The organism is Streptococcus sp. CL5.50 (assembly GCF_049738015.1).
Taxonomy (GTDB): Bacteria; Bacillota; Bacilli; order Lactobacillales; family Streptococcaceae; genus Streptococcus; species Streptococcus mitis_CA.
In genome coordinates this window covers 1-12,570 of record NZ_JBKOTR010000009.1, presented here as the reverse complement: position 1 = coordinate 12,570, position 12,570 = coordinate 1, and the positions used below count along the sequence as shown (strand labels likewise).

The window sequence follows — 12,570 nt, the reverse complement described above, 5'->3', positions numbered from 1 at the left end:
CTGATTAGATTAAGCCTTCCAAGAGACCCTTCATAAAGTTTTCTGAGTTAAATTCTCCAATATCATCGATTTTCTCACCAAAACCAATCAATTTTACAGGAATATTGAGTTCTTCACGGATGGCTAGAACAACACCACCTCGAGCTGTTCCGTCAATCTTAGTCAAGACAATTCCTGTCAAAGGAGTGATTTTCGAAAATTCTTTGGCCTGTACAAGAGCGTTTTGACCTGTTGAAGCATCAAGAGCCAAGAAGGTTTCATGGGGTGCTTCTGGCACCACACGTTTGATGATGCGACCAATCTTTTCCAACTCAGCCATAAGGTTGTCCTTGTTTTGCAGACGACCAGCCGTATCAATCATGAGAATGTCGATACCTTCAGCAACGGCACGTTCCATGCCATCAAATACGACACTGGCTGGGTCAGCTTTTTCAGGTCCAGTTACAACTGGAACACCTACACGACGGCCCCATTCAGCTAACTGGGCTACTGCCCCTGCACGGAAGGTATCTGCCGCAATCAACATGACCTTCTTACCAGCTTGTTTGTAGCGGTGGGCTAGTTTTCCGATAGAAGTTGTTTTCCCAACACCATTGACCCCGACAAAGAGCATGACTGTCAAGCCATCTTGGAAGTGGATACTTTCATCGTAGTTACCATCCTTTTCATAAAGCTCAACCAATTTCTCAATGATGACGCGACGAAGTGCGTCAGGTTTCTTGGCATTTTCAAGCTTGGCTTCGTAGCGTAGCTCCTCTGTTAAGTTAGAAGCAACTTGGACACCAACGTCACTCATGATCAGCAGTTCTTCTAGCTCCTCAAAGAATTCTTCGTCAACAGAGCGGAAGTTAGCAAAGAAGGCGTTCAAGCGAGCACCAAAGCCTGTACGAGTTTTCTTAAGACTACGGTCATATTTTTCCTGAACGGTTTCTTCTGCTTGAGGAGTTTCTGGTTCAAGAACTTCAGAACTATTTTCTTCTACAGTTCCTTCGTGCTCAACCTTCTCTTCATATGAGACTTCTTCTGAGTTTGGTAATTCTTCTATTTCTTCTTGAGGAACTTTTACAACTGGCTCTAAATTGTTATTTTCTTCAACTGTCTCTTGATTTTCGTCTTCTTTAAACACAGCTTCTTCAGAACTTTCAACCTCTGCTTCTTCTTGAAAAACTTCCTCAGCTTCTGTTAAGGCAGGCTCAACATCTTCAGACAAATCAAGATTTTCCAGAGCTTCTTTTACAACTTCTTCGATTTTAGGTTCTTCTTTTTTTCCGAATAGGCGGTCAAATAATCCCATATCTTAGTTCTCCTTTAGCACATATTCTTCGATAGCCCAGGCGACAGCCTCTTCATCATTGGTCATTGGAGTTACCACATTTGCGACTTCCTTGACTTCAGGAACAGCGTTTTGCATGGCAACACCAAGTCCTGCCCACTCAATCATAGACAAATCATTGGCCTCATCTCCACAGGCCATGACTTGGCTTTGGTCGATTCCAAGATGGCTGATTAGTTTTGCCAAACCTGTTGCTTTATGAACATTCTTTGGTGACCACTCTAGCAACATTTCTCGTGATTTAAAGATTTCATATTGGTCAAACAATTCTGGAGAAATCTTCTGAATAGCTGCATCCAAGGGTTCTTGAGCAAAGGCAGTTACGCATTTATTATAAGTCATTTGACTAGACAAGTCTTCAAAGTCCACTGGAACAAAGGTCAATGCTGGATTGAATTTGGCATAAAGACTTTCTTGGTCCGATTGGATTTGATAAACAGTTCCTTCTGAGATAGCATCAAGAGGCAGTGATAATTTCTCTGTTTCCTCATACAAGCGTGCCACATCATCATATGAAAAGACTGTTTTATCAAGGATCTCACCTGTATTTTTCTGAACTAATCCACCATTAAAAGTAATCGTATACTCATCTTCCTGACCGTCAGTCCCTAGCTCATGGAGAAAGAAATCCATGGCTTTTAAGGGACGACCAGTTGTCAATACGACCTTGATACCACGATCACGCGCAGCTTTCAAGGTTGCCTTGGTGCGATCCGTCAGCCTTTTATCAGTAGTCAGCAAGGTACCGTCCAAGTCCAATGCAATCAATTTTATATCTGCCATTATAAACCCTCCATATAAGCTATAACCGACTGGTCCTTATGGTGACCAATCACAGTCTCTGCTAATTCTAAAATTTCTGGTCGTGCATTTTCAGGAGCTACAGGATGTCCCACAACCTGCATCATATGCAAGTCATTTAGATTATCTCCAAAAGCCATAACCTGATCCATTGTGATACCAAGTTTTTTAGCTAATTCAACAATAGCCACACCCTTATCGACATAGTCCAGAACAATATCAATGGATTCAAAGCCAGTTGTCATGGCCTTAACACCAGGGACATTTTCGTTTACCCAAGCCTCCCCAGCTTCCAGCGTTTCTTCTGTGAAGTTGGTTGTAAATTTGAAAATGTCATCTGTGATATCTTCCAAACTTGCTACTTTTTGGATATTTTCATTATAATGCTGGCTCACTTTTAAATAGGTCTCATCAACCGTATCTAGAACATAAGCTCCCTTTTTTCCCGTCAAGAGCAGTTTATTGATATCTACATAAGGTGACGTTTTCAGCCTTTCAAAAGTTGATAGATAAAAGTCACGAGACATAGTCACTTCATACAAGTCCTGACCTTGATATTCTACCAAACTGCCATTTTCCGCGATGAAAATAATGTCATCACGAACATCAGCAAATAATTTTTCTAGAGACAGAAATCCGCGCCCCGAAGCCACCGCAAAGTAAATCCCTTTTTCCTTGTAGGAAACCAAGAGAGACTTGAGACGGTCCATATCAAAGCGCCCATTCCCATCTAGAAAGGTTCCATCCATATCTGTTGCTACTAGTTTAATCATAAAATCTTTCTTACTCCGATTAGTAAATCTACCTCCTATTATACCATAGATAAGTAGAAAAAGGACTAGTCTATCAGCTTTGCATCTCTTTTATCCTTCTCTACTAGCTAGTACTGTTTCTAACTTTTAAAAAAGCTCGTAAAATTAAAATCGTGCAACTTTTTTCAGATACTTTTAAAAGATTGATTTCCCTATATTTTTCCTTTATACTGGATAAAAAGGAGAATAGTATGTCAGAAACAAATCACGAAATCGATTCAAATTTTGCAGGTCGTTTAAATATCCTGCGTGCGGGTGTTCTTGGTGCCAACGATGGGATTATTTCCATTGCTGGTGTGGTTATCGGGGTTGCCAGTGCTACCAGCAATATCTGGATTATCTTTTTATCTGGATTTGCAGCTATTTTGGCCGGTGCCTTTTCAATGGCTGGTGGAGAATATGTGTCCGTTTCAACTCAAAAAGATACCGAGGAAGCAGCCGTTGCGCGTGAGCAAGTCTTGCTAGACCAAGATATGGAATTAGCCAAAAAGTCTCTCTATGCTGCCTATATCCAAAATGGAGAATGTGAAACATCAGCCCAACTTCTCACCAACAAAGCCTTTTTAAATAATCCGCTCAAGGCTTTGGTAGAGGAAAAATATGGGATTGAGTATGAAGAATTTACCAACCCTTGGCATGCTGCCATCTCTAGCTTTATTTCCTTTTTCCTTGGTAGCTTACCACCAATGCTTTCAATTACCATTTTCCCAAGTGAATACCGCATCCCTGCTACTGTCCTTATCGTCGGTGTGGCCCTTCTTCTCACTGGTTACACTAGTGCCAAACTTGGAAAAGCCCCAACCAAAACAGCTATGATTCGGAACCTAGCTATTGGTCTCTTGACCATGGGAGTTACTTTCCTGCTCGGACAACTTTTCAGCATTTAATACTCTTCGAAAATCTCTTCAAACCGCGTCAGCGTTGCCTTGCCGTATATATGGTTACTGACTTCGTCAGTTCTATCTGCAACCTCAAAGCAGTGCTTTGAGCAACCTGCGGCTAGCTTCCTAGTTTGCTTTTTGATTTTCATTGAGTATAAAATACAAGAAATACCTCGATTTTGAAGTCGAGGTATCTTTTTTTACATTTGCACAATTTTACGATAACTTCTAGAAGTAATCATGAAAATCAGCACATAGGCGATGAGGAAGATAGCGCAGATAGACAAGGTCACAATCAACATCATATTCGTATCTATTACACCAATCACTTTTAAAATCAGACTAAGCATATGGTAGGCAAAGGCTAGGTGTATGAAGGCAAAGAGCAAAGGAAGGAAGAAAACAGTTAAAACCTGTTTGTTAATGGTTTGCTTGATTTGCTTTTGATCTAAACCAACTTTCTGCAAGATAATAAAGCGCTCACGGTCTTCATAGCCTTCAGAAATTTGTTTGTAATAGATGACCAGAACGGTTCCGACCATAAAGATAATGGATAGGAAAATACCGATAAAGAAGACACCACCAAAGAGGGCACTCATCTGAGAACGAGCATCTGCTAGATTGCTACCGTAAACATAGCTACCTTCCGTGTTTAATTGAGCATTAAACTGATTGAGGTATTTATCATATTCTTCAGCGACCTTGAGTTGTTCTTCTTCGTTGGCATTTACATTCATACCACCGTAAAACTGATTATAGATAGCCGAATCTGGGAATTGATCCAAAAAGGCTTGTAAATTAGGTACAACAAGGTAATTGTAATCAGCAGTCAAAATATTAAACTGATTTGGAACATGGTTTACAATGAAATCTTTAGTAAATTCTTCTTTGACAGAAAATTGATGATCATTTAGAGTTAGAGCTTTCTGTTCTTTAACTCCCTCATTCTTTGCAAAGAGTCCGACCTCATTTCCTGATAGAGACAATTTTTGGCCAGTCATATTTTCATAATCTTTTTGGTCAAATACCATGAAAACTGTTGTGGGTTGGACACGATTTTGTCCTTTTTCAAAAAGGGTTAACTTGCTACCTTCTTGGTTTGCAACACCAAAGTAAGCGTAACGAAGAACTTCTTTCTCTTTAATCTTATAACCTTTGTCACTTGCAAACTGGCTCAAGAGTTTGTCCAAGTCTTCTTTTTCAACATTTTGTCCTGAAACCCCAAAATCATGAGGATTTAGAACTTTTTTAAAGCTTTCTGAGGCATTGAAAATACTAGTCGCTGCTGACATGGTTACCAAAACCATTGTTGACAAAATAGCGATAGTTGCTAGTCCAACCGCATTTTTCTTCATACGGAAAATCAAGTTGGACACTGAGATAAGGTTATTGGGCTGGTAATAGTATTTCTTGTTTTTCTTTAAGATTTGAAGGAAAACTGTAATTCCTGCATTGAACAAAAGATAAGTACCAAAGATAACCAGCAAAACAGCTAAGAAGAAGATTGTTAGGGCTGTAAGAGGATCTTTTACAGTAAGCGCAAGATAATAACCAATCCCTAAACTTATGGAACCAAGAATAGTTTGTAGAGGTAGGAAACGACCTCTTTTCTCTCCGCTTGCTTTCTCACGCGAGAGCTGGAGGGCATTCATACGGGCGATTCGAAGGGCATTCAGGAACATGAGGCCTAGGAAAATCAATCCAAAGACAACAAGTACTGCAATGACAACATTCATTTGGAAGGTGGCGACCAGTTCAACCTTCAATTTCATCAGTTTGAGCAAGAATGCAAAAATCAACTTGTCAAATAAGGCTCCAATACCGATACCTGCTCCAACAGTTAGAATTCCAAATAGCACTAACTCTTTAAAGGTCATACTGATTAGATGGCGCTTCTCCAAGCCCAACATGCCATAAATCCCTAGTTCCTTGGAACGGTTTTTCATAACAAAACTATTGGCATAAAGGATGATAATAGCTGACGCAAGGGTGACGACAAACATACCAAATCCAAGAGTAGCTTGAATGGTTGTCCCTCCACGGATTTCCGAAATCTTGGGATTGAAGGTTAGAGAGTAAAAGAGATAGGTGACGGTGACTGCCAAGAGAACAGCCAGCGCAAAAGGATAGTAGAGTTTGCGGTTTTTAATCAAGTTCGATACCGCTAACTTATTGGTTAATCGAAACATACTAATTCACCTCGCTTGCCATGACAGTCAAGGTATCAGAGATTTCTTGGAACATCTGACGCTCTGTCTTCTCTCCACGGTAGATTTGATTGTAAAGAATGCCGTCTTTGATAAAGAGTACACGTTTAGCTCTGCTAGCTGCTGCTGTTGAGTGGGTTACCATAAGAATGGTTTGGCCACGCTCATTGATTTCACCAAAAACATCAAGAAGAGCTGCAGATGACTTGGAATCAAGGGCCCCTGTTGGTTCGTCAGCAAGGAGAATTTCAGGTTCTGTGATGATGGCGCGTGCTACTGCTACACGCTGTTTCTGACCACCAGAAATCTCGTAAGGGTACTTCTCTTGCAATTGGTTGATGCCTAGATTCTCAGCTGTCACCACCAATTTCTTCATCATCTCCGTAATAGGTCTCCTTGACAAGACAAGCGGAAGCAAGATATTGTCCTTAACAGACAGAGTATCTAGCAAGTTAAAATCTTGAAAGACAAAGCCCAATTTTTCACGACGGAAGCTAGAAGCCTGTGAATTTTTAATGGTTGCTGTGTCAGTTCCATTTAAGTAAACCTGGCCACGAGTTGGTTTGTCCAGCATAGCTAGGATATTGAGAAGAGTTGATTTACCAGAACCAGACTCACCCATGATGGCAACGTAGTCACCCTTTTCGACGGTAAAGTGAATATCCTTAAGGGCTTCTACTTGGTTGCCCTGAAAACGAGTTTTGTAAATTTTTTGAACGTGTTTTACATCTAAAAGTGTCATGAGAATCTCCTTTCTTAATATCCCATCAAATGAAATGTTGCTTGCATCATAGCGCATCCCAGTTGAACACGCTCGATATCTTTGTGGCTTGGTTTTCTTGTTTTCTTCTGTAAGATTTGTTTCATGATGTTACTCCTTTGTTCTTTATGAGTCTAGTTTACATCAAAAAAAGACCGCTTGCCATAACCTAACCTTACAAAAGAGACTTTAATCTTACATTTTTGTAAGATTGGGGGAAATGTAAGCCAAATTACTTAGAAAATGATTTGATTTCCTGTTTTTAAAATTGTAAAATATAAGTGTGAAAAGGCTTACTTTGAAAAGGAGGGAATCGAAAATTATTACTCTAGTAAGCTTACTTCGATGAAACACCATTCAATTTAACACTTGTAAGTCGTTCTAAGCATCAGGAAAGAAGGTGCGCTTTAATGAAACATAAAGAACATATACTCATCGGAATTCTCTATCTCCTCTCCCCATTCATCGGTCAGCTCTTAGTTGAAAAAACATACTTTATCGGTACAGAATTTACAGGTACTGCTTATGTTGTTTGCTGGTTATCAGTTGTTATCAGCATCCACCATTTTTCAAAAACAGTTTTCTCTCAGCAGCAAAAATAGATTAAAAAACTGAGTTTAAAATAATATTTTTAGTTTACAGATGAAACTGGAAAAATATCATTAAAAGTAAAAAAGCTTTAAATCAAGCAGTTTAGACTATTGATTTAAAGCTTTTTGCTTATTCCAAATCTTTTGAAGAACCTCACCAAAACCATCCTTCATTATCGTCAATGGCCTGGGCTTCTTTGCGTTTACGTGGGCCTGTTCCGTACATTTCTGCTTCGATTTCTTCCTTGGTTGGCATGATAGAAGCTAGGATGATATAGATAATCACGCCAAGTCCAAAGTTTGCGACTGTAAAAATAGCAAATAGAAAACGAACAAGGGTAACATCAAAATTCCACTTATCTGATAGACCAGCTAAAACTCCTGACACCATACGGTTTCGTCTCATTTTATAAAATTTACTGTTCATAATATTTCCTCTTTCTGCTAGGTTAGTCATAGTATATCACGGGTAGGCTCGGCTTTCATCAGTCCTCAGGCTGATTTACTAGTAATAACTTTCCTCGACAAAGTCCACAGCGATAGCGTTTGGTATCAATCCTACGCTTACGCTGATACCTTTGCTGGCAGGATTGACAACGATAGAGTTTGAGTGGTTTAGAGTGGCTATTTGTCAAGGAGGGCACAAAGCGTAATCCATCCACTGCTTTCAAAAGTTCCTTAAAATCACGATCCTTGTGTTGATAGCCCTTCCCTTGAAAATAGAGGTGATAATGACAGAGTTCATGTCGGACAATTTTCCTAAAAACATCCAGACCCAGTTCCTGATAAACCTTGGGATTAAAATCCAAATGCCCATCTTTGGGGAAAAATCGCCCACCTGTCGAACGTAGACGAGAATTCCACTGAGCTTGATGGATAAAAGGTCTCCCGAAGTCTTCTAGCGAAACTTGCTTGACGTAATCAGTCAGTTTCATTTGGAGCGAGAAGCGACAGATTGACTTTTTCACGTTCAGTATCAATTTTCTTGACCCAAACGGTCACCAAATCTCCGACTGACACAACTTGACTAGGGTGTTTGATAAACTTGCGACTCATATGGGAAATGTGAATCAAGCCGTCTTCGTGAATTCCAATGTCAACGAAGGCACCAAAGTCAACTACATTACGCACCACACCCTCTAGCTTCTGACCAACCACTAAATCCTTGATATCTAGGACATCTTGGCGAAGCACAGGTGCGTCAAAGGAATCACGGAAATCTCGACCTGGTTTGAGAAGATCTGCAATGATATCTTTAAGAGTTTCTGGACCAAGGTCTAGCTCTTGCGCCATTTCCTTGACAGAAAGGGACTTAAGCTTATTTTGTGCTTCTTCATTTAAGTCCTTGATATCCAAGCGTTTGAAGAGCTCCTTAACCGCAGCATAGTTTTCTGGGTGAACCCCTGTATTATCAAGGATATTTCTACTTTCAGGGATACGGAGGAAACCAGCTGCCTGTTCAAAGGCCTTGGCCCCCAGACGAGGAACTTTCTTGATTTGGGCACGTGAAGTAATTTTTCCTTCTTCCTCACGGTATTTGACGATATTTTCAGAGATGGTTTTATTGAGTCCAGCTACGTGTGAAAGAAGAGCAGGACTGGCTGTATTGATGTTGACACCGACTTGGTTAACCACTGTATCCACGACAAAGTCCAAACTTTCAGACAACTTCTTCTGGCTGACATCGTGCTGGTACTGACCGACACCGATTGACTTAGGATCGATTTTAACCAACTCTGCAAGAGGATCTTGCAAACGACGGGCGATAGAAATAGCAGAGCGTTTTTCAACGGTCAAGTCTGGAAACTCCTGACGAGCAAGTTCGCTGGCAGAATAGACCGAAGCACCACTTTCATTGACGATAACATAGCTGACTTCTGGAAAATCCTTAAGGACTTCTGCCACAAAGGCTTCACTTTCACGACTGGCCGTTCCATTACCGATGGCAATAATCTCTACACCGTATTGACCAATCAAATCTGCCAAATCTTTCTTGGCTTCTTCGATTTGACGAGCTGATGCTGGTTTGACAGGATAAATGACCTGAGTCGTCAGCATTTTCCCTGTTGCATCCACGACAGCTAGCTTGGCACCTGTACGAAAGGCTGGGTCAAACCCAAGAACCACGCGCCCTTTCAATGGAGCAACCAAAAGGAGATTGCGCAGGTTGTCAGAAAAGAGTTGGATAGCTCCTTCTTCTGCTTTTTCAGTCAATTCTGTCCGAATACGGCGCTCGATAGCAGGCAAGACTTTTTTCTTAACAGATTGCTGAACCACTTCATCAATATAAGCATTTTTCACCTTGAAACGAGTAGCAAAGAAGGCAAGAATACGGTCCGTCGCATGTTCAAAACCGACCTTCAAGACACCTAGCTTCTCCCCACGATTGAGGGCTAAGGTACGATAGCCTTGCATATTTCCAACTGTCTCTGAAAAATCATAGTAAATCTGAAAGACCTGCTTTTCATCGAGACTTTCATCCTTAATTTGAGAAGTAAGTTTAGAGTGTCTCAGCACCTCCTGATAAGTCATGGCTCGCAGTGTAACATCTTCCGATAAGGCTTCGACCAAGATATCAACTGCACCAGCCAAAGCTTCCTTCCCATTCGCAAATCCTTCACAGACAAACTTCTCAGCTTCTTTCTCTAAGTCAGTTACATTCTGCAAGATTAAGCGAGCAAGTGGGAAAAGCCCTGCTTCACGGGCAATGGTTGCCTTGGTCCGACGCTTTTCCTTGTAAGGAAGATAGAGTTCTTCAACGTCTGCTAATTTTTCGGCAACTAAGATAGCTTCTTCCAACTCCTTGGTCAACTTGCCTTGTTCTTGAATCTTAGCTAAAACAGCTTCCTTACGGTCGTTGAGATTTGTCAGACTTTTATCCAAGTCGATAATGGCCTTAATTGCCACCTCATCCAAACTACCAGTCATGTCCTTGCGATAACGCGCTATGAAGGGAATTGTCGCCCCTTCAGCTGTCAAACTTAGAACGGTATCAATTTGCTTTAACGTCACTCCCAAATCCTGAGAGATTTTTTCATATTTTTTATCCATAAACCTATTATACCACAAGCTGGAAGGCTTGCTCCAATCCCTTTCATACTCAATGAAAATCAAAAAGCAAACTAGGAAGCTAGCCGCAGGTTGCTCAAAACACCGTTTTGAGGTAGCAGATAAGACTGACGAAGTCAGTTACATATATCTACGGCAAGGCGAAGCTGACGTGGTTTGAAGAGATTTTCGAAGAATATCAACTATCGAAAACAAATTAAAAACCGCCCTTTTCCTCAAAATAATAGTATAATAGAGGTAGAATTTAGAATCGAGGTACACCTATGGCTGTAAAATTTACAAAAACGGACGACTTGGACAAGATGTTTGAAGAGTTTGCTAAACTCCCTGATTTGAAACAAGTCACTTTCCCTGATGACAAAGAGAAAAAATCCAAAGCAGAAAAGAAAAACTAGATGACTGCTTTCCAACAACTCCCTTCTAGTTTGCTTCAGACTGGGGCTATTTTTCTCTCTATAATCATTGAAGCCCTACCCTTCGTTCTGATAGGAAGTATTGTTTCAGGGCTAATTGAGGTTTATATCACACCTGATAAGGTTTATCATTTTCTCCCTCGAAATCGTTGGGGGAGAATCTTTTTTGGGACCTTTGTCGGGATGCTTTTCCCTTCTTGTGAATGTGGGATTGTCCCCATTATCAATCGTTTTCTGGAAAAAAAGGTTCCCAGTTACACGGCCGTTCCCTTTCTCGTAACAGCACCTGTCATCAATCCCATTGTTCTCTTTGCGACCTATTCTGCCTTTGGCAACTCCTTCCATGTCGCTCTGTTACGAGCTCTAGGTTCCATTCTTGTAGCTGTGATACTTGGGATTTTTCTAGGATTTTTCTGGCAAGAACCGATTCAAAAAGAAAATCGTTTGGCCTGTCATGAGCACGATTTTTCTCACTTGAGCCCTGCAAAAAAAGTTTTTCAGGTCTTTGTGCAAGCAATTGATGAATTTTTTGATACGGGACGTTATTTGGTATTCGGCTGTCTCTTTGCCTCTATGATACAGGTCTATGTTCCGACTCGGATTCTGACTTCTATCAGCGCAACCCCTCTTTTTGCCATCCTGCTCTTGATGCTTTTGGCCTTTCTTCTTTCGCTCTGTAGTGAAGCCGATGCTTTTATCGGGGCTTCTCTTCTCTCGAGTTTCGGCTTAGCACCAGTTTTGGCCTTTCTCGTCATTGGCCCAATGCTGGATATCAAAAATATTCTCATGATGAAAAATTACTTGAAAGCACGATTTATCAGTCACTTCATAACGATTGTGACACTCGTTGTCTTAGTATATTCTCTATTGATTGGAGTCATTCTATGATTCGATTTTTAGTTTTAGCTGGCTATTTTGAACTGACCATTTATCTCCATCTGTCGGGCAAATTAAACCAGTACATCAACATGCACTATTCCTATCTGGCCTATATTTCCATGGTACTTTCCTTTATTTTGGCAATTGTTCAACTGTATATCTGGATGAAGCCAGTCAAAACCCATAGTCATCTGAATAGCCGATTAGCTAAAGGAACTAGTATTGCTCTTCTTGCCATTCCAATTGTCGTCGGCTTAACTTTCCCAACTGTTAGCTTGGATTCTCAGACCGTTTCTGCCAAAGGCTATCATTTCCCCTTATCAGAAGGCACTGATCAAGCCATTCAGACAAGTGAAGGGACGACAAGCCAATATTTGAAACCAGATACCAGTTCTTATTTTTCAAAATCAGCCTATGAAAAGGAGATGCGAACGGCAGCAGATAAATACTTGTCCCAAGATAGTATTCAGATTACGAATGAAAACTATATGGAAGTCATGGAGGCTATTTATGACTATCCAGATGAATTTGAGGGCAAGACAGTCCAGTTCACAGGCTTTGTCTATAATGACCCCAGTCATGCTGATAGTCAATTTCTGTTCCGCTTCGGCATTATCCACTGTATCGCAGATTCCGGTGTCTATGGATTGCTGACCAAGGGAAATACCCGTCAGTATGAGAACAACACCTGGATAACAGCCAAAGGAAAACTGGTCAATCACTATCATAAAGAACTCAAACAAAACCTCCCAACCTTGGAAATCGATAGCTTTACCAAAGTCGATAAACCAGAGAATCCCTATGTGTATCGCGTGTTTTAAAAAA

General features: G+C 40.7%; 13 protein-coding genes. 5 read left to right on the top strand and 8 right to left on the bottom strand.

The features are described from left to right. Positions 1–4 precede the first annotated feature (4 nt). From ftsY to ACLNCV_RS06975, 3 genes are read right to left on the bottom strand one after another with little or no spacing between them, the layout of a single operon-like run. Entirely contained in the window at positions 5–1,294 is a 1,290-nt protein-coding gene (ftsY, locus tag ACLNCV_RS06985) for a signal recognition particle-docking protein FtsY (protein WP_424845032.1), read from the bottom strand. Between the two features lie 3 nt (positions 1,295–1,297). Beyond that, a complete protein-coding gene (locus tag ACLNCV_RS06980) occupies positions 1,298–2,116 on the bottom strand; it encodes a Cof-type HAD-IIB family hydrolase (RefSeq protein ID WP_227325798.1) in 819 nt (272 codons plus the stop codon). Beyond that, positions 2,116–2,907 (bottom strand): Cof-type HAD-IIB family hydrolase, encoded by a 792-nt coding sequence (locus tag ACLNCV_RS06975; RefSeq protein ID WP_227325797.1) that lies wholly within the window; start codon positions 2,905–2,907, stop codon positions 2,116–2,118. The genes ACLNCV_RS06980 and ACLNCV_RS06975 overlap by 1 nt, the downstream gene beginning before the upstream one ends. Before the next feature lie 230 nt (positions 2,908–3,137). Between ACLNCV_RS06975 and ACLNCV_RS06970 the strand changes: the two genes are divergently transcribed. Further along, positions 3,138–3,833, top strand: coding sequence for a VIT1/CCC1 transporter family protein (locus tag ACLNCV_RS06970; protein WP_033681722.1), 696 nt, complete (start codon positions 3,138–3,140; stop codon positions 3,831–3,833). Between the two features lie 194 nt (positions 3,834–4,027). Here the strand turns inward: ACLNCV_RS06970 and ACLNCV_RS06965 are convergent, their stop codons facing one another. After that, positions 4,028–6,016: an ABC transporter permease gene (locus tag ACLNCV_RS06965; RefSeq protein WP_424845031.1), complete on the bottom strand. Its 1,989-nt coding sequence runs from the start codon at positions 6,014–6,016 to the stop codon at positions 4,028–4,030. Position 6,017: 1 nt separating this feature from the next. After that, positions 6,018–6,776 (bottom strand): ABC transporter ATP-binding protein, encoded by a 759-nt coding sequence (locus ACLNCV_RS06960; RefSeq protein ID WP_261065200.1) that lies wholly within the window; start codon positions 6,774–6,776, stop codon positions 6,018–6,020. A gap of 428 nt (positions 6,777–7,204) precedes the next feature. Between ACLNCV_RS06960 and ACLNCV_RS06955 the strand changes: the two genes are divergently transcribed. Then, positions 7,205–7,396 carry a hypothetical protein gene (locus ACLNCV_RS06955; protein WP_261008956.1) on the top strand — a complete coding sequence of 64 codons (192 nt, stop codon included), beginning with the start codon at positions 7,205–7,207 and terminating at the stop codon, positions 7,394–7,396. Between the two features lie 142 nt (positions 7,397–7,538). Here the strand turns inward: ACLNCV_RS06955 and ACLNCV_RS06950 are convergent, their stop codons facing one another. Genes ACLNCV_RS06950 through ACLNCV_RS06940 form a run of 3 tightly spaced genes read right to left on the bottom strand, consistent with a single transcriptional unit; the run spans position 7,539 to position 10,435 of the window. Next, positions 7,539–7,811: a PspC domain-containing protein gene (locus ACLNCV_RS06950; protein WP_049487080.1), complete on the bottom strand. Its 273-nt coding sequence runs from the start codon at positions 7,809–7,811 to the stop codon at positions 7,539–7,541. Between the two features lie 58 nt (positions 7,812–7,869). After that, positions 7,870–8,319 carry a SprT family protein gene (locus tag ACLNCV_RS06945; protein WP_247930289.1) on the bottom strand — a complete coding sequence of 150 codons (450 nt, stop codon included), beginning with the start codon at positions 8,317–8,319 and terminating at the stop codon, positions 7,870–7,872. Then, positions 8,306–10,435 (bottom strand): Tex family protein, encoded by a 2,130-nt coding sequence (locus ACLNCV_RS06940; protein WP_424845030.1) that lies wholly within the window; start codon positions 10,433–10,435, stop codon positions 8,306–8,308. Before ACLNCV_RS06940 ends, ACLNCV_RS06945 begins: the two co-directional genes overlap by 14 nt. Before the next feature lie 281 nt (positions 10,436–10,716). Here ACLNCV_RS06940 and ACLNCV_RS06935 point away from each other — a divergent pair, with 281 nt between their 5' ends. The 3 genes from ACLNCV_RS06935 to ACLNCV_RS06925 are packed head-to-tail and all read left to right on the top strand — an operon-like array spanning position 10,717 to position 12,566. Continuing rightward, a complete protein-coding gene (locus tag ACLNCV_RS06935; RefSeq protein WP_084887050.1) occupies positions 10,717–10,848 on the top strand; it encodes an SPJ_0845 family protein in 132 nt (43 codons plus the stop codon). Then, positions 10,849–11,754: a permease gene (locus ACLNCV_RS06930; protein ID WP_084887048.1), complete on the top strand. Its 906-nt coding sequence runs from the start codon at positions 10,849–10,851 to the stop codon at positions 11,752–11,754. It begins immediately after the preceding gene. After that, positions 11,751–12,566: a TIGR03943 family putative permease subunit gene (locus ACLNCV_RS06925; protein ID WP_084887046.1), complete on the top strand. Its 816-nt coding sequence runs from the start codon at positions 11,751–11,753 to the stop codon at positions 12,564–12,566. Before ACLNCV_RS06930 ends, ACLNCV_RS06925 begins: the two co-directional genes overlap by 4 nt. The last annotated feature ends 4 nt before the right edge of the window (positions 12,567–12,570 follow it).